Source organism: Aneurinibacillus migulanus, from assembly GCF_001274715.1.
Taxonomy (GTDB): domain Bacteria; phylum Bacillota; class Bacilli; order Aneurinibacillales; family Aneurinibacillaceae; genus Aneurinibacillus; species Aneurinibacillus migulanus.
The window spans coordinates 240905-264320 of sequence record NZ_LGUG01000013.1 but is presented as its reverse complement, the minus strand read 5'-3'; the positions used below and the strand labels follow the sequence as shown (position 1 = coordinate 264320).

Here is a 23416-nt window from a genome sequence, read left to right as displayed (position 1 = left end):
GTAATGTAGGGAATTATTATAGTCACCAGAGAAAATTTATACATAAATGTAAAGATGCATAATAAAGGGGATTTAATTATGTGGTTTATTGGCTTTTTAAGCCTTTTACTAATTCCGATTTTTATTATATTCGCTATCATTGCCCTTATTAGAAAAAGAGAAGCAAAAAATTATTTTATAGCAGCAGGGTTTTCTGTATTAGTTTTTGGTTTTGCAATCATTCAATCAAACAAAGAGGAAGGCACTACTGAAGCATTTGACAAAACGCAGATCGAGCAAGAAAAAAAGCGCAAAATGTCTGATGAAGAAATCGTGCGTTTCAAGAAATATACAGCAAAAACTATAAAAAATCATGTATTTCTTAAAGAAGCTAAAATAATTAATGGTAACAAAGCTCAAATTGACTACGCTTCTACTGCTAAGGTCTTTAAAGAGCTGTCTCCTGAGTCAGCCCTAACAGATGAATTTATTTTAGCTGCATGGAAAAACGGAGATATGGTTAACAAAGTATTAATGGAAGCTCCTCTTCAAGTTTTACGCGAGTTCCCAGGATTGGAAGAAGTACAAGTTAACATACCACTTGAAGGAAAGGTTCATTCGATTAATGTAAGTAGAAAACTTGTAGAGAAAAACTTCAATATCAATTTAGATGAGCTTCATGAAGATAAATCATTAGATAAGTGGAGAACTCAAGTTGTTGATATTTACTTCAACAAAAAAGAACGTGAAAAATACGTTCAAGAATTTGCAACCGTAAAATAGACCGTTTCATTTTTTTAAATCTTACATAGAGAAGAGTCTAGGTTCAGCAAGAAATTATACAACAAGGGAAATAGTATTACTTACGTATAATTATAAAGCCTACTCCTAGGCTCTTCTTTTTAACCACAAAACAGAACGTATATTCCTATTTTATAGATATACACATTTTATTTACAGTATATTCACATAATCCATAGGAGGGAGAACATGAGAGCAGCTATCTACGCCCGTGTATCTACAGCAGAACAAGCGAAAGAAGGTTACAGTATTGACGCACAAAGAAGCCGTCTTATCGATTTTGTAAACTCCCAAGGATGGGAGATTGCAGATATTTATATTGACGATGGCTTTTCAGCAAAAGACTTAAATCGCCCTAAAATGCAGCGTATGATGCATGACATGACTAAAAAGCACTTTGATGTTGTTCTCGTTTATAAACTTGACCGCCTGGTACGCTCAGTCACTGACCTTCACAATTTGCTACAGCTTTTCGATAAGTACGAAGTAAAATTCAAATCAGCTACTGAAACTTTTGAAACTACGTCAGCAATGGGACGTTTCTTTATTACTCTAGTGGGGGCAATGGCTCAATGGGAACGGGAAAACCTCGCTGAACGTGTAAAGATGGGTATGGAGCAAAAGGTATTGAAAGGTGAGCGTAACGGCTCTTATGCTCCTTTCGGTTACCAGCTCATAAACGGTAAATTAATTATTGATCAGAAAGAGGCCCCTATTGTACGTAGAATGTTTGAATTGTACAAGACCAAAGGATTGAACCACACTGCTCGTATTTTGAATAAAGAAGGGCTATTAGGAAGACGAAACAAACAATGGGCAACCTTTACAGTACAGTATGTGATTGAAAATCCGGTTTACTGTGGAAAGATTCGCTGGAACAAAGATTCGCGCAGTGAAGAAATTATTACGGAAGGATCGCATGAAAAAATTATTAGCGAGAAGGAATTCGAAGAGATACAACGAGTCCGTGAAAGCCGGAGTCTACTTGGTAAAAGAATGACTTCTTCTTATCCTTTCAGTAGTGTGCTTCGTTGTGCTCGTTGTGGTTCAAATTTTATCGGCACACATCGTCAACGAAAGTCTGGGGCACTATATAAGTATTATCGTTGCAGTGGTCGATTCCATCATCGTAATTGTGATATGCCGATCATTGCAGAATGGAAAGTAACCGAAGCGTTTTTAGAACGTGCAAAATGGAAAATTGACGAACAGACCAAAAGAGAACTCCAAGTTGAAAAGGAAGAACCAGTATTATACAGTGACCGTGATGCTTTGGAAGAAGAATTGAAAGTTATCGCAAAGCGAAAAAAGAAATGGCAGGAAGCTTTTGCAAACGATGCTATCGATGTGGATCAACTGCGTGCAAATATGGCAGAAGAAAAGAAAAAGGAACAGCGAATTATGGAGTTGCTTACAGAACAACCTCAAGAAACAGTCGAATGGGATGAGGATGAATTGTTGCAACACCTACAGGAGTTAAGATCCGTTTGGTTAGACATTGACGATTATTCTAAGAAACAATTTGTTAATGAGATATTCGAAAGCATTTCTGTCGATACAAAAGCACAAGGGCGAACTGGTCCTCGCGACATCGGAGTAGATATTGTTAGCTTTACCCTACGATGAATAGCACCTAAAGAAAAAGCCCAGAGTCACTGTCTGGGCATAGTTTATATAAAAAACGTTACTTTTGGTTATGCGAGGACTCGAAAACATAACGCCCATCTATAATGACTCCTTCCCTCTCGTTATCCATATATTTTTCCCTTCTTATTATACCCGATTTTTCTTATCACTCAGAGTGTTTTTCGTTGCCAACCAGAAACCTGGATACTGACTTGCTCTCCTCCTCGCTTTGTTTGATAATATCGGCAGGTCGCAGGTTCGATCCCTGCATACCCCACTATATTTTACATGATTATTAAATATATTTAATTTACCTGTCATCATACTGTAATATATACGCTGTATAATCAAAATTGTGGTTGGGTTGGTATAGGCGTGTAAAATGAACTGCTCTACTTTCTAAAGAGGTGTTTATTATGAAGGAAGAAAAAATTCAAACCTATATTGACAGGCTATTAGAAATGGGGATTTTCAAGATAGGCGATCGCCAGCTGTATGAGTGCTCAGAAAAGGAAATCAAGCGAGAGCTATTTCATGCCCTATTACAGAAGAAAAAAGAAAAAGTATATTGCACATAAAAAAATCATCATGAATAAAGAAGACCCGGATACTCGCCGGGTCTTCTTTACTTTATGCTTTCTTATTTCTAAGCTATTTCTCCTCAAATACAGTGATTCCAAGCACTGCTCCATCACCTTGAAAATCGATTGACAAACTTTTTTTAGGATTGTTTACACTTTTAAAAACGGCAGCGTTCAATGCCACATCTTTTCCTTTATAAGTACTAGTACCTGCTCTAGTACGTACAAATTCGTATTCATTTGATTTTTCTCCGTACAGTTCTTTTACCAATGCTATTGCTTTTTCTTTCGTATCCTGATCTGAAAATCGCTTTTCGAATCCTTTTGTTGAATAACGATACAGGCTTAGTATATTCCCTGATGTATCAAATTTCACCTGGATAACTAATCGATGTTTTCCTTTTTCATGTAACCACAATGCTGTTCTTTCGTGTGCGACTGCATTGACTACATTTTCTTTTCCTCTTGTTGCACGAACAACTTCAAGTTCTTTTACATCCGGATATACCTTATAAACTTTATCTAATATAAGCTGTACTTCCTGCATATTCAATTCATTCGCTGTAATTTCCAGAGCGTCATAAAAGGAGCGCTCAAAATAATTTATATTATTTTCACGATCTACTTCCACAGTAATAGATGAACTTCTTTCATCTGCACTGAATTTCTTAAAAAAGAGAAAGGATTTTCCCGCAATTTCTGCTGGATTTGCGTCCTCACATACATCACCTATATCTCTCAAGAAATAATCCTGACTTTCATTTCCAATCATTTGTTTCAGGAAGCTTTCTGCTTTACGTATAACTTGTTCACTTGTAGGAGAGGGATTACTATAAACTATAGTTCCTGAAAACTCCTTTTTTTGCCGTACTGATAAAATCCTCCCAGTTGCAGCTTCAATTTCAACACGGGCATCACCATCTAATGTATTTATCTCTTTATTTTCTTTGGTAAATACAATGTCCCACTGCTCTGTATTATACCCGTGCTTCCTCGTTCCTTTAACTACAAGCCCAATATGGTAGTTTTTTAATTCAGGAAAAAGCTTATATACGTGATTAAGTGATTTTTTTGCCGTAGCATCCAGTTCATTTTTATCCACTTTATAAATAGGACCGATAACAGGTACCTCTTGAAGTACTTCAGCCATTGTCTGTGAAACGAATCCAGAACCTAGCACGCAAAAAGCAATAAGTGCAACAACACTTGCAGCATAGCCTACTTTTCTTTTTACACGTCGAGGTTTGTCTTTATGCTGAATATTATCAAGTTGTGCTAACGTTTCATCCAATCCTTTAGATATACATTCCGGCACATTCTGCTTATCTACTCTGGAAAACTCCCGTAAAATCTGATCAATTTGTTTGTCATTCATGAAAAAGGATACCTCCTCTCCTGTTTTTCACTCAATAATTCTGCAAGCTTTTTGCGAGCTCTGGCCAACCGCGAGCGTACTGTTCCTTCCGGTATCCCCAATAACTCCGCTATTTCATGCAGAGCAAACCCTTCAAAATAAAAGAGAGTAATGACTAGACGAGACTTTTCTTCCAATTGCTGAATAGCCTCCCGCAACGCGAAATAATCATCCATTTTAGGTAATTCAACTGCTTCTTCCATCGCACCCAAAGAAATGATCTTTTTATTCTTCTTTAAAAACTGGTTGCATTTATGGATAATAATACGAATTAACCACGTTTTAAAATAATGAGGTTCCCTAAGTTGATTCAGCGCAATATATGCTTCAAGTACAGCTTCCTGAATCGCATCTAAACATTCGCTATCCAATTTTAAAATTGATCGAGCAACACGATAAAGGGAAGCTTCGTTTTGTTTAATAAGCTGGCAAAAAGCATCCTTATCCCCTTGCTGGGCTTGTCTAACGTATGTAACGTAATCGTTTCCTCCCACCTTTTCACCTCCTGTTTCTTCTCTCTATAAATTAGAGAGAAAAAATGCCCAAAACTATCCCTTGTTTTTTAAAATATGCATAAAAAAAGCCACTCCAAAGAGTGACTACAATTTTCACACCTGCTTACTCTATTGAAAGCTTAGAACAATTTTTTATTCAGGAATATTGCTATATATGCAAAAATAACTTCTTTATGCTGTTTTACATACAAGCATATGCAAGTACGGCTATTCTTCTGCCTATCTTATTTGGCATGATATTTGCTTGTATTTTAAAGTACTGACAAGTACTCTCTTCATTTGTCACCTTCTAACCACGGAAGCGAGATATCCACCTCTTCTCTCGCTTCCATTTTTTAACCTTTATATAAAAAAGAACCATTCCATAGTTCAAGCTTTTTAAAACCAACTTTTCGAAATAAACTTTTGGTACTCATACTGTATCTTTTTCCTACAATAAAAAAAGTCACTCCGAAGAGTGACATCATCATTATTTGCGGTCGGGTTCCGGATCTCTATTCCTTCCCCGTAATCCTGCCAGACCTACTAAACCTAATAATCCAATCCAACCCCAGTTATTTCCCCGGTTCGTATCGGCAGTAGCAGCGGTACGATAGTTATTCGTATTCGTACCCTGATAGTTCGTCGTATTCGTCTGGTTAGTATTCATATTCCCGTCAACACCCGTGTTCTCAGCAAAAACCTGTGTTCCTAGTGCGGTTGTTAGCATAAAAGCCATAAGTACAATCTGTAATTTCTTCAGCATAATTAGCAAGCTCCTTTGTTAGATTCTACTTTCAAATCTTATCATCTGCACTTCACGGTCTTTTTATACATTTTTTCAAGAATATGAAGCGATACATAAAAAATTTTTTTGTTTCAATTTATCTTTCACAGGGTAAATATTTATTGTCTGTTGTTTTTACATAGTACAATAGCACCCTAATTAATGAATCCCCCCTCTTTGCCCCTTTAAAATAAGGGGCATCTTTTTTGGCTGTGTCCAATGAGCAGTAAGCTGATGAAGGTTTTACTTTATACCCAGTGTTCTTTGTTGAAAAAAAGATTGTTTATTTATCGGATGAAGAGGAAATACTTGTAACAAGTAGAACTTTCTACTCCCTTTCTCTCTCCTTAACCCTCCTGTTTTATCGCAGGAGGGCTTTTTTTAGTTTGAATTTCTATTTTTTATCCCTGTCCAATGGGTAGTAAGCTGATGGAAGTTTTACTTTATTGTATAATAATGGGGGAGAAAGATGATTTTATAATCCTTGTATCTTTAGGATTCGACACAATTATCTGCCTTTTTCTCTTTTATTTAAGCTAATACATGTCAGGAGTGTGAAACAGTGGTTGTTCCTACCGTTGTCCAATTATTCGAAGTAAAGCATGATGAACGACATACATATTTGAATTTGCTCTTGTTAGCAGATGAGTGTGAAGAAATCGTAAAAAAGTACCTGCATGATGGGGAACTGTATTCTGTACATAATGAAAAACATGAAACGATCGGTGTCATACTTATGATAAAAAAATCAAGAGATACCGTAGAAATTAAAAACATAGCTGTCAAACCAATACATCAGGGAAAGGGATACGGTAAGGCTATCCTTCAGACGATATGTGAAATGTACAAAGAAAAAGGGTACCAAAGCATAATTGTAGGCACTGCAAATTCAAGCATTGAAAATCTAATTTTTTATCAAAAAGCAGGATTTCGAATGACTGGCATAAAGCGGGATTTTTTCGCTGCATATCCTGAACCCATTTTCGAAAATGGGATTCGTGCCCTGGATATGATTATGCTGGAAAAAACGTTGTATGCTGAAGCAGGAGAGAATTCGTGCTAACACCAATTACAGGGCAGGAGCGTATCGCTTCGCTTGATATTATTCGCGGTTTCGCATTGTTTGGCATCTTTCTTGTTAATTTCCCTTCCTTTCATCCTGCTGGCTACCCTGTCCAGATGTTCTCGCTCGATCCTGGATATACCGGTCTAGATCGAAGCATTCGTTTATTTTATGATATGTTCGTTCAGACGAAATTTTATACTATTTTCTCATTCCTATTTGGCCTAGGCTTCTACATCTTCATGTGCCGGGCAGAGAAAAAGGGATTTCCGGTATACCGCTTATTCACGCGTCGATTGCTGGTACTGCTTGTGTTCGGTCTGCTGCACCTTATTTTTTTATGGTATGGCGACATCTTGCATACATATGCGCTGGCCGGTTTTATCCTGCTCTTCTTCTATCGTAAAAGCAACCGGGTTATCCTGGGATGGGCGTTTGGCCTGCTAATTATCGTACTTAGCCTTATGGCATTGCCGCTGTTTTTTTCCGATCAACTATATGGAAGCTTACAGCAGGAACAGCATGCTCTCGGACAGCAGGAGATGAAGAGGACGCTGGACATGTATGAGCATGCCAGTTACATTGAGTGGGTAACCTATCGTTTCTCTGCAGAAGTAAGCGACATACTGTCCAATACACCGCTAACCGTCGCCTCAATTCTCCCTCTGTTCCTGTTTGGACTGTATGCGGGACGAAGAGGAATTTTACGTGAACCTGATAAACATACCCGGTTTATTTGGCTCACGTGGATAGGTACGCTCACGATGAGTATTCCATTGGTTAGCATGGTATTCGCCGTCGAATACGATATTGTATCATTCGGTGCGGCGAAACTTGATGCTAAACGCCTCTTTATCCAGCTAAGCGGTCTAACGTTATGTTTCTTCTATATGAGTTCGCTTCTTCTGTTGATGGGAAATCGGTTAGCCCGCACCCTTCTCGTCCCGCTTGGCTATGCAGGGCGTATGGCGCTTACTAATTACCTCGGGCAGACTATAGTTGCGCTCATACTGATGAGAGGCTTCGGATTATTTGAGACCTTCACATTAGGTATAGGTCTTATCATCTGTATTACCGTCTATGTACTACAAATTTTATTTAGCTTTTACTGGCTTCGTTTTTTTCGCTTTGGCCCGCTGGAATGGATATGGCGCTCCATTACATATGGCGCCCTGCAATCAATAAAAATTGTACACAAATAAACAAACGGGGTGCATTTTCTGCATCCCGCTTGTTGTATCTCAGACTTTCCTCACAATTAAGATTCTTGCAGCATGACGGTGGGGAATATCGCTTGAATTACAGGAAAAGATTATTTCTTCGGTATATAACTGTTTCCAATCCGCATAGTAAGCTTGTAGTTCTTCTCTAATGTAAAGATATTCGTTCTCTCCCCAATCGGGTGCCGTTTCGATATCAGGGTGGTCTATAAAAGCAAATAAAGCATGAATCCCGCCTTTTTGTGTATTCTCTTTAAAATGCTGGAATTGTCGTTGCCTGTTTTCCGGCTTGATGTACTGAAGAGCACCAATTGAATACAGCGCATCGACTTTGCAAGGGAAGACAAAATCATTCACATCCCCCTGAATGGTCTGAAGAGCCGTTCCCATTTCTTCTGCAAGCTTGCGTGCCTTTCTTAAGCCAGCTGATGCGATATCCACGCTTATAACGTCCCATCCTTGTTTGGCTAGAAAAACGCTATCCCTGCCTTCTCCCGCCCCTAAATCAATAATCATCTTGGCAGAACCATTCATATAAGTCAGCAATTTTCTCGCTAGCTCACTCGGTTCCTTTCCCCAATAATATTCTTCCTGTGCATACAGTCGCTCCAATTGTTCCTTATCCATCCTGCATCCTCCTTCGTTTAAGATAAGGCAAGCATAAAGTATGACGCAGGGGAAAGCTCAACCGTTTTTCTTACCGAATGGGAACTGCGTATACGATGTATAAGAGATTATTTATTTTTTTGTGCTTCGTAATATAATCATTTTCTTCAAACCAATAAAGTACATCAGGAAGAAACGCATAATGCTTATCCTTCATTAGACGAATCGCCTCCTCTTGCCCCTGCTGTTTTAGCTGTTTGATATACCCCTCCCTGTCTTCTGTGCTCTCGAACATTAAGTCTGTGATGCAAATACGACCAGAAGGCTTTAAAACCCGCTTCATTTCCTCTAATGCTAATGGCTGTTGCTCATTTGTTATGTGATGAAAAGCAAGGCTTGTTACAGCAAAATCAAATTGACTATCTACATAGGGAAGCGCAAGAAAGTTTCCCAGTTTCGTCTCCATTCCCGGATACTTGTTACGACACTGAGCAAGCATTTCCTTGGATTGGTCAACGCCCGCAATGCTTACTCCTTTATCTGAAAATCTGCCTGCCAGATTTCCTGTCCCTGTTCCAATATCCAGCCCCTTCTCCCCTATTCGAGGATTCACCCATTTTACTGTCATATCAAGCGCCTGTTTATAATGATTGTGAATGTCAAATCCAAAGTGGTGATGATGAAGCTCCCTATCATATGACATAGCCCGGCAGTCGAAGTTCCAACGATCATACCAGCTTTTTCTGCACTCACGCAGTCTTTTCGAACCTTCCGACAGGCGATACATTTCTTCGCTATCCAAAACATTTTTTTCTTTACACACAGTAATCATTTGGTCGATGGTTGTAATCATTTGCTTTAATTCAATCCATTGAGCAAACATAGCCGCCCGTTGCAGTTCAAGATAATACGGTATATTTTCTCTTTCTCCCTCATTCATCTCATCCAGAACTTTTTTTATCTCTTTTACAGACATTCCCACTTCCCGTAATGCAATAATGGTCTGCAATCTCCATGCATCCTCCTGAGTGAATAGCCGGTACTGGTTTCCTTCTTGCTTTCTTGGGGAAATTAGCCCTTTTTGTTCATAGAAACGAACAGCACGTGCCGAAATATTAAGTTTCTCCGCAATATCTTTAATTCTCATTTCTTCCATATACCAACACCCCCTCTGTTACATCAAAACATTGACGTAAGGTTAATGTAAAGATGGATTATTTACGGCAGTAGCTACCTCATCTATATTTAAATAAAAAGCAGTTACTATCTAAAAAGACAGCAACTGCTTTTTTATCTGCATTCCTATCACATTGTTTTTTCTAATGAATGATCTTGCTTTCTTTTGCTTTTTCAGCGACTCGTTGTGTTGACTTGCTTAACGGTTCCTTTAATACCAATCCCAGGAGAAGTGCTGCCCCAAGGAACAGTAATAGAAAAACGATATCTTTAATAACAATGTCGTACAGCATTCCGCCCACTGCTTCACGCATTAAACCAATCGCATACGTAAAAGGCAAAAATGGATGGATAGCCTGGAAGAATGGCGGTGTCACCTGAATCGGGAATGTTCCGCCAGACCCTGATAGCTGCAAGACAAGCATAATAATCGCAAGTGCTTTTCCCATGTTTCCAAACACCGATACAAAGGTGTAAACAATCGTCATAAACACAATGCTGATAAATACGCCAAACATTACAAACCAAACCTTATCAACAACATACGCGCCTAATACCGCCATGTCTCCTATCGTGACAATAAGCGCCTGGAATACTCCAATTGTTAAAAAGGTTAACAGCCTTCCAAAATAGATATGATTGCTTTTATATATCCCTTCTGGATCTTCTACATCAAGACGTAGCAAGGAAACGAGTAAAATCGCTCCAACCCATAAGCAAAGCGTTGTATAGAACGGTGACATGGCTGAGCCGTAATTCGGAATCGGAAATTTCTTGTTTTCTTTCAACAATACCGGCTGCGCCAAAAAGTCACTTTCTTTGCGAATATCATTTTTCAATAGCTCAATGATTTCGCCAAGATTTTTCGATTTTTCAAATTCGCGAATTTTATCCGCAGCCTTTCTTACCGAGTCCTCTAGTTCCGGTAGGTCTTGGCGAACAAGATTGGCAACTTTATGCACAGCCGCTTCAACTTCTGGCAATTTTGTCCGAATAAGGTTGGATACTTTATGAACTTCTTGCTCGGCCCGTGGCAAATCATTTCGGACGAAGTCAGCTGCCTGATGGATTTTCGGTTCCAGTTTCGGCAGATCGTTTTGGACAAAGTTCGCTGCTGCATTGATGCCCTCCGTCAAGCGCTCCATCTTCTCTTGAATGCTTTGTGCTACTTCATGCACTTTCGCTCTTATTTCCGGCAGGTCTCCTTGCAGACGTATCAGCTCTTGCTGTCCATAATTAATTCCCAATGCCGCATCATCAAGGATCGCTTTAATATCTGGCAATTTCGTCTGTGCCGTCTGCAATACATCACTAGCATTTTGTGCGGATCTCTTAAGCTGATCAAGCGCTTTATTTATATTCGGCACAATCTCTGAATCATAGCGCGACAGAATACCACCCAATGCATCGTTTGCATCTTTTGATAATGAGTTTAAGTTATCGACGATTGTTTTCGCTGGCTGCTCTCCACGTTTAATAGCGTTTTGAATAGCCTGCATTGTACTGATCTGCTTTTCAAAATTTGTTTTTACAGCGTGTAAACGCGTAATCGTACGATCAAGCGGATGATTAGGTATATACTTATTTAACTTCGTCAGCAAATCAGTCGTTCTGTCGATAACCTTCACACCCGTTGATAACCGAGCTTCTAAGAAGGACAATGCTTCCAATGTCGGCTTCGGATCGATGTTGGCTTGTTTAAGTGTTTCCGTTATTTGCGTAACAGCATCCGCTGTTTGTTGCAGAAGAATTAAATTTTGCTTGATGATAGGGGCAACCGATTCAAAAGCTCCATCGTTTTTCTGTAGAAACTCATTCAGGCTATTTGCAAAATCGCCACCATCCTTTGCGATTTGCTCAAGCTTCGGCAACGCTTGTTGTGCGCTACTAATAATTCCTGCCGCCTTTTTCGCATCTTCTATTGCCTTATTTAGCACACTCTCCACTTTATAGAAGTTCTGATCAATTTCTACAATACGATCTGCTGCTTTTTGAATTTCGGGCAGTTTTTGTTGAATGACCAGAATTTCGTCGCCAACCTCTTTAATTTTCGGCAGCTTTTCCTCAAGTGTAAGAATATGATTCGCTGCTTTCTTTATTTCTGGAAGCTTTTTTTCTAGCTCGATGACTTTCTCACTTTGCTTGCGGATTTCTGGCAACTTTTTCTCGAATTCTAATGCCTTATTCCCTGCTTGTTCGATATCAGGTAGACGCTTTTCAAGCTCAAAAATACGGTTTTCGATATTACGGATGGTCGGTAATTCCTGCTCCAGTTTGATGCCAACCTCGTTAAAAATCGTAAAAATTGCTTCGCTCGCAGTCTTTACAAAGTTTTCGCTTACTTGCGCAACTACCCCTGAAGCGCCTGTTGTTGTTATCTTAGGAGCGATCGCATTAATTTTCTCATTTACACTGTATTCTATCTCAGGTTTTTGAGGATTTTCTTCTAAGATTGTAGCGATTTTAGCTGAGAAATCTTTTGGAATAAGCAAGCTTGCATAATAATCGCCATGATTGACTCCTCGCTCCGCTTCTTCTTTACTAACAAATGTCCAGCCAAGCTTTTTATTCTTCTTAAGACTGTCTACAATTTCTTTACCGACATTAATTTCTTTATCGATATCTCCTTTTCGAATATGCGTGCCCTCGTCTTCATTCGTAACAGCAATAGCAATACCTGATGTATCTCCGTATGGGTCCCATCCCGCTTTTAAATTAAACCATGCATAAAGAGATGGCAGAGCCATTAATCCGACAATTAAAAAAAGGGCGATCGGTACTTTAAAAATATTTTTCCAATCTGTTTTATAAATTTGTAAAATTTTCTTCATCCACTGCTCACCTAATTCTTTCCGTTATTAACTGCTTTCTGAGCAAAAATATTATTCCCCTGAGAGTATGCATCATCCGTTATGAAAAGAAAATGAAAAAAAATACGCTACTACTATGTATAACATAAATAAAATGCTAAAAACGAAAAAAAGTTGATGTTATAAAATCCATAAATTAGAAACAGACTAACTGTGTCGAATTTCAAAGCTATATACCTAATAGTGCACCTGGTAACTACTCAGCTTTGATATGTTGCGTCTTATGCTCTTTCTTTACCCGCCTATGATCATAATCATTTAACCCAAAGTGTGTCTTTATATGACGAAACAGCAACAAAGTTTAAGATTTTTTAAAATATATTGTAAAAAAATAGTGCACAACTTTACATATTATGCTAATATATGCTATAAAATAACAGGTTAATTTATCCATATCATCGAAGGCTAGAGGAGGACTTATGAGAGGGGATCTCAATGTCATTAGTTCGGAACAAGTTATGGAGTTGCTTAATAACTGGTACATACAAATGCGGGAAGAAAATCTAGAAAAAGTAGCCTTCATTAAACGTGATGTGGCTGAAAAAATTACACGGATGGAAAAGAACCAGACACTTCTACTGTACTATTCCTTGCTAGAATTTCGTTATAAGTTATTACTTGAAAATGTAGCAGATTTGACATCCCCTTTAGAAAAAACGAATCCTGAGGAACTAGATAACTTACTCGCATATTATTATTATTTTTTTCAGGGCATGTACGAATACAATTTAAGAAATTATTATGAGGCTCTTTCCTATTACAAACTTGCAGAGAAAAAGTTAGAAACAATCGGTGATGAAATTGAGAAAGCAGAATTTCATCATAAAGTCGCCTGGACATTTAGCTATACGCGGCAGATATTGCTAGCCATTCAACATATTCTAAAGGCAAAAGAGATTTTCGATAAATATGAAAACTATAAACATAGACAAGCTGACTGTGAAAACTTACTAGGGATTTGCTGGATGATTAAAAATAAATTCAAAGAGTCTGAGGAGCATTTCAACAATGCTTTATCCCTTACAAATATGGTTAAGCATAATACAAGATTAAGGTGTCGCATTACATATAATTTAGGTCTACTCTATTCGGAACAAAACCTATCCGAACTTGCTATTGACCATTTGAGTTGTTCATATAATATGGAGAAAAATTATCGAACTTTATATGCTTTAGCAAGAGAGTACTTTAAAGTAGGTAAAAATCAAGAGGCCATAAACTCAATCCAAGAAGGTGTAGCAGCTTGTAATAAATTGAATAACGAAGAGTATTTACACCATTTTAATATTCTTAATGTTTTGAATGCAAATGCGAAAGAATACGAAATCCAACAGGCGTTTCAAGAAGGCATAGCCTACTTCCAAAAGAAAAAAATTTGGGGATTTGTCAAAGATTATGCCGAGAAATTCGCCTACTACTTTTGCCAAAACAGGCAATACCAAAAAGCTTGTACCTATTATCAATTAGCTCTAGAAGCTAATAATAAAACCAAAAGGGAGGATTAGTAGGATGAAAAAAGTAAAAGTCTTAGTCGCATTGTTTTCACTGGTCGCTGTTTTAGGAATTACGCCGTTTGCTTCAAGCGCCGATAATGGCGAGCCTCGCATTACACCATACGGTCATCACGGATGGTAAAAAACGTTCTGTTTACTTAGTTTTAACCATCAAAAAGACGCCTCTAACAGGCGTCTCAGCGTGTAAATAGCATGCTGCAAAGTAACAAGAGACTGCCTTAATGATAGTAGCGTTAGGCAGTCTCTTTACTTATGTGCGGTTTATTCATCTGCTCCTTGTACTTGTGCTCGTGACAGTTTTCTATATGTCATGATATAGGTGATAATAAAAATGATTAACATATAGGCCCCATATATCCCAAATGAGAACCACTTGCTCTTTTCAAAATTTGCTCCAGCAAAGTTAACCAATAAATTATTCGGTATTTTCCCTAGCAACGAAGCTAAGAAAAAGGTAGACCATCTTACGTTACTTAGACCGCAAACCGCGTTCACTGCAAGAGATGGAACTACCGGAATAGCCCGGCTAAGAAATATCGCTACAAACGAATTTTTCTCAAAAGACTGCTTGTATTCATTCACTTTTGGATGCTTGTTTACATAGCTTTCCGCCCAATCGCGGAAGCCGTAGCGTACCAGAAAAAATAAAATCATCGTACCCAACATTGCACCTGTTAACGTAATACTTGTCCCTTGCCAAACACCAAAAAAGCCCCCAATCATTCCAGCCAGGATAGGAAACGGAATAATGGGAAAGAACACGTCGATAGCAACAAGCGATATGCTAACGATCACCGCAAGCATACCACCTTGTTTCATCCATTCCACCCATATATCTTTTTGTGTGTAACCCAAAACAACAATCAGAACGAAAAGAAGAATACTAATAACTTTTTTATTCATAACCTACTCCCTGTATTGGCATTATCCTTCTTATATAGTATCACACTTGCCGATTATCCATCTGTTGAAAGAAAAAGAGTTGACACTAATCATAACTATACCGTTGTTCAACCAAAAAACAGGCTTCATTACGTTGTAGTAAACGCAGAGAACCTGTTTTTATCACCTGTATTTAGCTTGTGCCATCTTTTAAAGGTGTTGATTATCTATATACATCTGATTTGATGAATCGACAAATTTTCATGGTGGGAGGTAAGAAAAGAAGGAAGGGCGGTGAGTGGGAGCGGTCGGAAAAAGACACGCTGCCCTTTTTCGCCTGGCGAGTGAACACGCCGACACGTGTATCTTATCGCTTCCAATCTATGGATAATCAACAGATGTGTAACTTTATAATCGAATAACCTCTGCATAACTTCCAAGCTGCACGACAACGGGAAAACGGCTCATGCCAACGGTCATTCTTCCTTCATCCATGGCCGTCAGGTTTGTCATATGGACAAAGCTCGGAACTTGCTCATCTGGGTAGACAGCCACGTTCTCCTTAACCAGTTGTATTCGATCCCAATCCGTAAGTTCTTTGATAGAGCGGGTTGGGTCTAATTCAATCATCTCAGTAGCTTCTTTGACAAGTGGCGTTTGACTTGCATCTTTTATATTCTGGTACGGATTGGAGAAGATTGTCGTTTGGAACAGACCCGCTTCACGGAATCTTTCTAATGTTCTTCGGACCGCCTTCTCCGCCCCATTGCCGAAGTTCCCTGGAACAATACAGTAGTCTGCTTTTAACTCTTCCTTCTTCTCTACACCTGCCATGAGACAATATACATCCGAGCAAATCACAAAAAATACGCTGAATTCTGCACCATCAATTTCAACGGTGACCTTATTTAAATAATTATAGTCTCCCACATTCATTTTTGGAAAACGAGGTTGGTACTGAACCCGCTCAAAGGATTGAGGTGTGATTTTCGCTTGAGGTGTATGCACCTTTCCTTCCTTCGTTACGATGGTGAGCACATTGTAATTAACGTCTTTGATAGCATGCGGCAGAGTTGGTGGCACAAGATTTAATGTTGTGATTACACTTATGTTTTTTGATTGGCATATATCGATAAGCGCCGTAAGAGCTTGCCTCGAATTCTCTTCTGTATAAGCCAGGTATTCCGGTAACACAACAATTGAATCTTGCTCTACTTCCAACAGCTTGCTTTTAACATGTTCGAGTACTTTTTGTTCACTTGACATTGGATAGCTGAAGATTTTCCATCGATTTATCATGTTTTTTTCTCCTCATCATTTTTTGACTGAGCGTTCGCTCTTTATATGTATATATTCGTTCTACAATTACATATCCCTTTAGAAAAAAACAGACTTTTCCATCGCTTTTCACAATTTTTTTGAAACCTTTTCATTACTATCCCGTATATGAATAAGTTGTGGAGCATATTCTTTGAGTATAGGAGGTTTTGAATTACAATAATGGAACAACAAGCAATTATAGCCATCGGAGTTTTCCTGGTTACATACGCCTTGATTATCTCCGAAAAAATCCACCGGACAATCGTAGCCATGCTAGGGGGCGCGCTCATGGTTGTCCTTGGAATCGTGGACCAAGAGACCGCGATTCACCATATCGATTTCAATACACTCGGACTGTTGACCGGGATGATGATTATCGTGGCAATTACTGCGCAAACCGGACTTTTTAAATTTATTGCCATTTGGTCGGCCAAAAAAGTAAATGGTGAGCCTGTTAAAATCCTCATCGCGCTCAGCATGATTACAGCAATTGGTTCTGCGTTTCTCGATAACGTAACGACGGTCCTGCTGATGGTACCGGTAACGTTCAGTATTACACGCCAGTTGCGTATTTCTGCACTTCCGTTCCTTATCTCAGAAATCCTTACTGCCAATATTGGAGGAACGGCCACAATGATCGGTGATCCGCCGAATATTATGATTGGCAGCGCAGTTAAGGAACTGACATTTGTGGCATTTATCAATAATCTCACATTTATTTCCATCGTAATTCTTATTATTACCGTTGCCATTCTTGCACTTCTGTACCGCAAACAAATACAGACAACAGAAGAATTAAAAGCAGGACTAATGGATTTGAATGAAAAAGATGAGATTACTGATACGACCCTACTGAAAAAATGTTTGCTCATTCTCGCATTGACGATCGGCGGATTTTTCATTCATCAAATCGTCCATGTCGAATCTGCAACTATCGCTCTGCTTGGTGCGTTCGTTCTTCTACTGTTGACAGGTGAGCACTATCTTGAAGATGCCCTGCCGAAAGTAGAATGGACAACCATCTTCTTCTTTATTGGTCTATTTGTTCTTGTATCCGGTCTCGTGGAAACCGGCGTTATCGCCCAACTAGCAACAAAGGCAATTGAATTGACGGAGGGCAACCTTGTGGCTACTTCATTGCTCATCCTGTGGATGAGCGCTATCGCATCCGCCTTTGTCGATAATATTCCGTTCGTCGCTACGATGATTCCGATGATTCAAGAGATGGGTAGAATCGGTATTTCCGACCTGGAACCTCTCTGGTGGTCTCTGGCGCTTGGCGCATGTCTTGGAGGCAATGGAACATTGATTGGCGCGAGTGCCAATCTAATTGTTGCAGGCATGGCTGCCAAAGAAGGACAAAATATCTCCTTCTTGAAATTTCTGTGGATCGGCTTCCCGCTGATGATTTTGTCCATTGTGATTTCTACGATATATATATATCTGCGTTATCTTATATAGGAAGGGAGATATTGTATGGTTGCTTACCGATACGATACGAGTCTTTTGCACATTGAGGAGAAGGACAATGATCAGGATAAGGAATTCATCTTCAAGGTTAAAGATGTTGATACAGTCCTACCGGCTTTGCGCAAGATACGCGCATTTTTCGATAGTGACAAAGTATATACCGACGTTATTTTCTACTCACATCCCGGCTATGAATATCAGGTAATTGTCCGTCAGGATCATTACATCGACTTCTTACTCGCTTTATTCAAATATAAAATCATCACGTACCTTGAATGGAAACAGTAACTATTTATCGGGCCAAAGATTAATCTTTGGCCCGGTTTTTCATTTTAAAAAAGGGTAAGGACAACTATGAATCTACACTATATGGGAGGAGAAGTATGGAAAAATCCCGATCGTCCATTACGCTAAAAGAAGATGAATTGAAACTACGCGTCAGTCAGCGAGAAGTATGGCTCGCCAGTCGAGGTGAAAAGTTACGTTTTATCCGAGCTATCGAACAATACCAGCATCCAAAAAAACGCCTGAAGCTCAATATACTTGCTTTACTATCAACCACTATTGGTATGGGTGTTGGCACTATATTCGTAATTTTCCTGGTCGCTCTCATACTGAATGCCTTCATCTCCTTGCCTCTCATCGGCGAATCCATTAATACGCTGCTGGAATGGATAGAACGATTCAAAACGGTACGGGGATAATAGAGGTACACGCGTAAGGTGTTTTCTTTTCATCCACCTTGTTAGCTTTTTTTAATTGCTTCCGCTTTTTGCTGGACGACAGCAGCCAAACGCTCATTATCGAATGCCAGTAATACATTCATCAATGTTTCCAATGCAATGTCTCCCGCTTCCTCTTTTGGTACGGTTAACGCCAGCATGCTTTGTAACTCAGCAGGTATTGCCTGCTCGGGATACGCTTCTTCGTATACAGAAATAGGCTCCAAGCCATGATTGATACACCACTGAGCAAAAACGAGCACCATAGCGTTCGTATCCCGTCTATATATCTCCGTTACTTTTTGTTCAAGTTCTTTTCTATTTTCCTTCATTTTCCTCTTCCTTTCTTGTATCAAAACGCGACTATTCCGCTTATTATATAAAGGAAAAGACATCCTGTCATCTGTGCTATCTCATACTTTAGTTCTAAATGTAAAAAAGTAACATATATGTAGTGTAAATATTCGAACAAATATGGTATACTGATAATGTATCTTTTTATGAAGGAGGACAAAGCATGAGGATGTATGTATGTTTATCCTGCCTGCAGGTCAAGCAGGGCGACTCGCACCGTGTAGATATGAACATTTGCGAAACTTGCTCCTCAGATTTTGTGCCGGTTAACAAGGACCCCCAGCTTTTCGTCAGTCCCCCTTCCCTTTATGTCATGGATGAAGCGCTGTCAAAAGATGATCAATGCGATAAAAACGAAAACCCGTCAGCATTTTGCTGACGGGTTATTTTTATTTGCCACCCTATATGGTACAATGCAAAATAAAGAAGGTGCTGAGGTGAAGAATGAATTCGATTCGAAGGTCGATTCCAAATAGTTTTACGCTTGGAAATCTCGTATGCGGAATTTTTTCGCTTACGTTTGCCATGAACGGATATTACAAAATGGCTGCTTTTCTGATTTTGCTTGCAGCGTTGTGCGACGTCTTCGATGGCAAGCTTGCACGCATGTTACGTGTGGACAGCCCTATGGGTGTCGAGCTGGATTCATTGGCAGACATCGTTAGTTTTGGCGTAGCGCCAGCCATCCTTGTTCATACGATGCACACGCCCTCCCCGCTACTAACACTCGCATTCATTGCATTCCCAATTGCTGGTGCTTGGCGTCTTGGCCGTTTTAATATTAAGCCAACTGTAGGCTACTATATGGGAATACCGATTACACTGGCCGGGCTTATCGTAGCCGTACTGGCTCTATTCTCCTTTTCAAGTCCGCTACTCATGTTGCTGTTAGCTATTCTAATGGTAAGTCCTATACGTATTCCAAAACTATAATGTTTCACTGCTTTTTTGCTCCTGTATATCAGGAGCTTTTTTAATAAAAGAGCTAATTATTCAGTTACTTATCAATCTTAATAATTTGAATATATTTACTTTATTCGAAAAGCTGTTAAATCAAAAAAACGTACTTTATAATCTTTATATAAAACAAATGAAAGCGTTTGCCGTTGTGGAAATATTTCATCTATAAAGTTTCTGGGAGGTTCTATGAAGAAACAGCATACGGAAGAACTTCATCGAGGATTAGAAGAACGTCATATTACGTTAATGTCACTAGGTGCAGCGATTGGAGTCGGGCTATTCCTCGGCTCTACCTCCGCCATTAAGATGGCGGGTCCAGCCATCCTTATCGCCTATGCGCTTGCCGGGGCTGGCATGTTTATTATTATGCGGGCACTTGGGGAGATGGCGATTCAAAATCCGGTCGCCGGTTCCTTCAGTCGCTATGCACGCGATTATCTGGGTCCGATGGCGGGCTATCTAACAGGTTGGAATTATTGGTTCCTCTGGATTATTACCTGCATGGCAGAAATTACGGCAGTTGGCGTCTACATGCAGTTCTGGTTCCCGGATACTCAGCAGTGGATGTGGGCACTTGCCGCGCTGATCATGATGGGAGCGGTGAATCTCATTGCCGTTAAGGCATACGGAGAGTTGGAATTCTGGTTTGCTCTCATTAAAATTATCACTATTGTACTTATGATTGTCGTAGGACTCGGCATGATTATTTTCGGTCTAGGTAACGGAGGCATTCCCGTAGGTATTAGCAATCTCTGGGCACATGGCGGCTTCTTACCAAATGGCGTTACCGGCATTTTGATGTCCATGCAGATGGTTCTGTTTGCCTTCCTTGGCATCGAAATGATCGGGGTTACAGCAGGAGAAGTCAAGAATCCCGAGAAATCACTTGCCCGGGCAATAGATTCTGTATTCTGGCGCATCCTTATCTTTTATGTAGGGGCACTGTTCGTTATTCTTTCCATTTATCCATGGAACGGGCTTGAGGGCAAAGGCAGCCCATTTGTCCTGACATTCGACAGGTTGGGCATCCCATACGCAGCAGGAATTATCAACTTCGTCGTACTGACCGCCGCCTTGTCATCCTGTAACAGCGGTATTTTCAGTACCGGACGGATGCTATTCAATTTAGCACAGCAGAAAGAAGCACCACAATCGTTCAAGAAGATTGGTAAAACCGGCGTACCAAACATTGCCATCCTTGCATCTGCGGGGGCGTTGCTTATCGGGGTTACACTGAACTATATCGTACCGGATAAAGTATTCCAGTGGGTAACGAGCATCGGTACCTTCGGTGCTATCTGGACATGGGCCGTCATTCTACTCTCACAGATTCGCTATCGCAAAAGACTGAATGCCGAGCAAGTTCGCAGCCTGAAATATAAAATGCCCCTGTTTCCATTTAGCTCGTACGTAACACTTGCCTTTCTGATGGGTGTGGTCGGACTGATGGCGTACTTCCCGGAAACGCGCATCGCACTTATCGTAGGCCCTGTATGGTATGTTATTCTCATCATTTTTTACTTTGCCAAAGGCTTACACAAGCGGCCACATGGCGATGACAGCTAAGAAGATCCTATAAAACAAAATGTTAATCCATCTTAATTAATAATGATATTCTTCCCCCTTCTCCTAATGGAAAGGGGGAATTTTTATTAGCATTAGGCTTATTGGATTTGGCAAACTGCATGTTTTTGGAGTCATCTTCATCATTTTTTTACGCATAATCTTCCTCTTGTTAATTTTCTTTATTTTTTGAATATTGGTACACATATTGCTTTACAAAAAGACAATCTGGGAAAAGGAGTGATATACATGGCAGAAATGATTAAAGGCAGTCAGGATCAAAAGAATGAACAAAAAGAAGATTACGCACTACAACGTGTGCCAAAGCATTGGCGCATGCCGTGGCCAAGTGTTACTAACGTAGCGATCGGCGTTGCCACCGCCATGGTTTTTATGCAGATGGGCAGTTTGATGGCTATTCAATTCGGTAGCCTTAACGCGCTCATCGCAGAGATTTACGCTACCGTCGTCGCCGGATTTCTAGGCATTACGATCGCCTACTTTGCAGCCAAGAACGGATTAAACGTTAACCTGATGTCACGCGGGGCGGGCTTCGGCTTCATCGGGGCATCCATTACTTCTTTCATCTATGCGATTAATTTCATCATGTATTCAGCCATCGAAGGCTCGATCATGGCACTTGCTGTATATGAATATGTTAAAATCGTTCCCTTATGGACACTTATGGTATTCTTCGGCCTTGCCGTTGTGCCGCTAAACTGGTACGGCGTTAAACAGTTAGATACATTTCAGAAATACTCGTTGCCTGTCTATCTCATTCTTCTCGGTGCCGGAATCTACCTTACTGCCACCCGCGATTTCGAAAATGCTGCTCAGTGGATGACCTTCCTTCCCCAAGGGCAAGAAGTTGGCGGCATCGGCCTTGTTACATGTATCGGGATTATTAACGGTCTTGTAGGTATCATGGCGCTTTTGATTTCTGATTACGCACGTTTCATCAAACCAGAACAATTTAAAATTGGTGTATTCGCCGTCGGCTTTATTCCTCAGCTTATTTGTTTCTTCCTCTCTGGCCTTCTTGGCATCTGGTTTGGCGTACGGTATATGACTGATAATCCGGGTGTGTATTTCGTTACGGCAATGGGCGCATGGGGAGCATTATTCGCTATTCTGACACAGCTTCGCATCAATGTTACGAATCTATACAGCGGGTCTATGTCGCTGGCTAACTTCTTTGCCCGTATTTTTCACTTTACACCGGGGCGCGTCTTCTGGGTTGTAGCTACGGCAGTAATCGCTATCGTATGCATGCTGGCCGGCGCACTTGATTATATCGGACCTTTATTGACCTTTCAGGGTGTATTTCTATTCGCCTGGGCGTCGATTCTCGTCACTGATCTGATTATCATTAAAAAATGGCTCAAACTTGGTCAACTTCATATCGAACATCGTCGAGGATTTTTGCCGGAGTGGAATCCGGTCGGTGTCATCTCTATCATTATTGCAAGTATTGTCGGCACGATGCTGGCATCCGGCACATTCGGTCCGATGTTAGCTGGTCTGGCAGCGCTCATTGCTGGTGTACTCGCAAGTGCCATCAGCATTTTCATCGCAATTACAACGAAAGGAAAAACATACATTACCTTCCGACAGCAGCAAGATATCGACACGTCTGGACATGTTAATATGTACAACGAGAATGTTCACTCATGCGGTAGTTGCGGAGGTGAATTCATCAGCGAGGATATGCTTCACTGTCCATTCAGTCAGAGAGATATCTGCTCGCAATGCTGTGCCGCCGAATCTGAATGCCAGGCCATGTGTAAAAGAGAAGAAAACACAGCGGAAATTACCGCTTAACAATCATTTAGCTTAAGAAGCCATGCAGGTTATGCTGCATGGCTCTTTTGTTGTCTTTTACTCGTTATGATTTCTTTCACTTTTGCAAGTCAACTTGTCCATTTGCAAGTTTTTCTCTTTGAAAGCCTTTTTTACGCCTTGTTTTTAAACTTTTTAGCATTTTCTGATATTGGCACAAGCTTTGCTTTATTAA

General features: G+C 40.0%; 24 protein-coding genes. 15 read left to right on the top strand and 9 right to left on the bottom strand.

Annotated features, from left to right (window positions below):
- Positions 1 to 78 precede the first annotated feature (78 nt).
- From AF333_RS30405 to fbpA, 3 genes are all read left to right on the top strand, one after another.
- Entirely contained in the window at positions 79 to 762 is a 684-nt protein-coding gene (locus tag AF333_RS30405) for a hypothetical protein (RefSeq protein ID WP_052812019.1), read from the top strand.
- A gap of 207 nt (positions 763 to 969) precedes the next feature.
- Complete coding sequence (locus tag AF333_RS30400) at positions 970 to 2406, top strand: recombinase family protein (protein WP_052812017.1); 1437 nt, start codon at positions 970 to 972, stop codon at positions 2404 to 2406.
- A 416-nt stretch (positions 2407 to 2822) separates the two neighbouring features.
- Positions 2823 to 2984 carry a Fur-regulated basic protein FbpA gene (gene fbpA / locus AF333_RS32520; protein ID WP_021620760.1) on the top strand — a complete coding sequence of 54 codons (162 nt, stop codon included), beginning with the start codon at positions 2823 to 2825 and terminating at the stop codon, positions 2982 to 2984.
- Between the two features lie 73 nt (positions 2985 to 3057).
- Here the strand turns inward: fbpA and AF333_RS30395 are convergent, their stop codons facing one another.
- The 3 genes from AF333_RS30395 to AF333_RS30385 all read right to left on the bottom strand — a co-directional run bounded on the left by AF333_RS30395 (position 3058) and on the right by AF333_RS30385 (position 5661).
- Positions 3058 to 4362 carry a hypothetical protein gene (locus AF333_RS30395; protein WP_043065723.1) on the bottom strand — a complete coding sequence of 435 codons (1305 nt, stop codon included), beginning with the start codon at positions 4360 to 4362 and terminating at the stop codon, positions 3058 to 3060.
- Positions 4359 to 4895, bottom strand: a complete 537-nt coding sequence (locus tag AF333_RS30390; protein WP_043065722.1) for a sigma-70 family RNA polymerase sigma factor — start codon at positions 4893 to 4895, stop codon at positions 4359 to 4361. Before AF333_RS30390 ends, AF333_RS30395 begins: the two co-directional genes overlap by 4 nt.
- A gap of 490 nt (positions 4896 to 5385) precedes the next feature.
- Positions 5386 to 5661, bottom strand: a complete 276-nt coding sequence (locus AF333_RS30385) for a WGxxGxxG family protein (RefSeq protein WP_043065721.1) — start codon at positions 5659 to 5661, stop codon at positions 5386 to 5388.
- A gap of 583 nt (positions 5662 to 6244) precedes the next feature.
- Between AF333_RS30385 and AF333_RS30380 the strand changes: the two genes are divergently transcribed.
- Together AF333_RS30380 and AF333_RS30375 are read left to right on the top strand one after the other, a co-directional pair.
- Positions 6245 to 6745, top strand: coding sequence for a GNAT family N-acetyltransferase (locus tag AF333_RS30380; RefSeq protein WP_043065720.1), 501 nt, complete (start codon positions 6245 to 6247; stop codon positions 6743 to 6745).
- The gene (locus AF333_RS30375; RefSeq protein ID WP_043065719.1) at positions 6739 to 7947 is read left to right on the top strand and encodes a DUF418 domain-containing protein; all 1209 of its coding nucleotides are present in this window, start codon (positions 6739 to 6741) and stop codon (positions 7945 to 7947) included. Before AF333_RS30380 ends, AF333_RS30375 begins: the two co-directional genes overlap by 7 nt.
- 39 nt (positions 7948 to 7986) lie before the next feature.
- Here AF333_RS30375 and AF333_RS30370 read toward each other — a convergent pair whose 3' ends face one another.
- The 3 genes from AF333_RS30370 to AF333_RS30360 form a co-directional block, all read right to left on the bottom strand.
- The gene (locus AF333_RS30370; RefSeq protein ID WP_043065718.1) at positions 7987 to 8592 is read right to left on the bottom strand and encodes a class I SAM-dependent methyltransferase; all 606 of its coding nucleotides are present in this window, start codon (positions 8590 to 8592) and stop codon (positions 7987 to 7989) included.
- A 70-nt stretch (positions 8593 to 8662) separates the two neighbouring features.
- Complete coding sequence (locus tag AF333_RS30365) at positions 8663 to 9727, bottom strand: MerR family transcriptional regulator (protein ID WP_307723428.1); 1065 nt, start codon at positions 9725 to 9727, stop codon at positions 8663 to 8665.
- Positions 9728 to 9890: 163 nt separating this feature from the next.
- Positions 9891 to 12578: a YhgE/Pip domain-containing protein gene (locus AF333_RS30360; protein WP_043065717.1), complete on the bottom strand. Its 2688-nt coding sequence runs from the start codon at positions 12576 to 12578 to the stop codon at positions 9891 to 9893.
- A 458-nt stretch (positions 12579 to 13036) separates the two neighbouring features.
- Between AF333_RS30360 and AF333_RS30355 the strand changes: the two genes are divergently transcribed.
- Together AF333_RS30355 and AF333_RS37115 are read left to right on the top strand one after the other, a co-directional pair.
- A complete protein-coding gene (locus tag AF333_RS30355; RefSeq protein WP_043065716.1) occupies positions 13037 to 14122 on the top strand; it encodes a response regulator aspartate phosphatase in 1086 nt (361 codons plus the stop codon).
- Between the two features lie 4 nt (positions 14123 to 14126).
- Positions 14127 to 14252, top strand: a complete 126-nt coding sequence (locus tag AF333_RS37115; protein WP_255322252.1) for a hypothetical protein — start codon at positions 14127 to 14129, stop codon at positions 14250 to 14252.
- 140 nt (positions 14253 to 14392) lie between these two features.
- On the opposite strand, the gene AF333_RS30350 is transcribed toward AF333_RS37115, so the two are convergent.
- Positions 14393 to 15034 (bottom strand): TVP38/TMEM64 family protein, encoded by a 642-nt coding sequence (locus AF333_RS30350; protein ID WP_043065715.1) that lies wholly within the window; start codon positions 15032 to 15034, stop codon positions 14393 to 14395.
- 221 nt (positions 15035 to 15255) lie between these two features.
- Between AF333_RS30350 and AF333_RS36585 the strand changes: the two genes are divergently transcribed.
- Complete coding sequence (locus tag AF333_RS36585) at positions 15256 to 15435, top strand: hypothetical protein (protein ID WP_235497070.1); 180 nt, start codon at positions 15256 to 15258, stop codon at positions 15433 to 15435.
- Here AF333_RS36585 and AF333_RS30345 read toward each other — a convergent pair.
- On the bottom strand, positions 15422 to 16312 hold the full coding sequence (locus tag AF333_RS30345; RefSeq protein WP_043065714.1) for a hypothetical protein: 891 nt from the start codon (positions 16310 to 16312) through the stop codon (positions 15422 to 15424). The genes AF333_RS36585 and AF333_RS30345 overlap by 14 nt on opposite strands.
- Before the next feature lie 201 nt (positions 16313 to 16513).
- On the opposite strand from AF333_RS30345, the gene AF333_RS30340 reads away from it, so the two are divergent.
- The 3 genes from AF333_RS30340 to AF333_RS30330 all read left to right on the top strand — a co-directional run bounded on the left by AF333_RS30340 (position 16514) and on the right by AF333_RS30330 (position 18507).
- Positions 16514 to 17794 (top strand): ArsB/NhaD family transporter, encoded by a 1281-nt coding sequence (locus AF333_RS30340; RefSeq protein ID WP_043065713.1) that lies wholly within the window; start codon positions 16514 to 16516, stop codon positions 17792 to 17794.
- Positions 17795 to 17809: 15 nt separating this feature from the next.
- Positions 17810 to 18091, top strand: a complete 282-nt coding sequence (locus tag AF333_RS30335; protein WP_043065712.1) for a hypothetical protein — start codon at positions 17810 to 17812, stop codon at positions 18089 to 18091.
- 95 nt (positions 18092 to 18186) lie between these two features.
- Positions 18187 to 18507, top strand: coding sequence for a DUF5665 domain-containing protein (locus AF333_RS30330; RefSeq protein ID WP_043065711.1), 321 nt, complete (start codon positions 18187 to 18189; stop codon positions 18505 to 18507).
- Between the two features lie 41 nt (positions 18508 to 18548).
- Here AF333_RS30330 and AF333_RS30325 read toward each other — a convergent pair whose 3' ends face one another.
- Positions 18549 to 18857 (bottom strand): hypothetical protein, encoded by a 309-nt coding sequence (locus tag AF333_RS30325; protein ID WP_043065710.1) that lies wholly within the window; start codon positions 18855 to 18857, stop codon positions 18549 to 18551.
- Between the two features lie 185 nt (positions 18858 to 19042).
- Here AF333_RS30325 and AF333_RS30320 point away from each other — a divergent pair, with 185 nt between their 5' ends.
- The 4 genes from AF333_RS30320 to AF333_RS30305 all read left to right on the top strand — a co-directional run bounded on the left by AF333_RS30320 (position 19043) and on the right by AF333_RS30305 (position 23223).
- Positions 19043 to 19258 (top strand): hypothetical protein, encoded by a 216-nt coding sequence (locus AF333_RS30320; protein ID WP_043065709.1) that lies wholly within the window; start codon positions 19043 to 19045, stop codon positions 19256 to 19258.
- Between the two features lie 65 nt (positions 19259 to 19323).
- A complete protein-coding gene (pssA, locus tag AF333_RS30315; RefSeq protein WP_043065708.1) occupies positions 19324 to 19812 on the top strand; it encodes a CDP-diacylglycerol--serine O-phosphatidyltransferase in 489 nt (162 codons plus the stop codon).
- 213 nt (positions 19813 to 20025) lie between these two features.
- Positions 20026 to 21405, top strand: a complete 1380-nt coding sequence (locus tag AF333_RS30310) for an amino acid permease (protein WP_043065707.1) — start codon at positions 20026 to 20028, stop codon at positions 21403 to 21405.
- Between the two features lie 246 nt (positions 21406 to 21651).
- A complete protein-coding gene (locus AF333_RS30305) occupies positions 21652 to 23223 on the top strand; it encodes a purine-cytosine permease family protein (RefSeq protein WP_074715332.1) in 1572 nt (523 codons plus the stop codon).
- Positions 23224 to 23416: the final 193 nt, after the last annotated feature.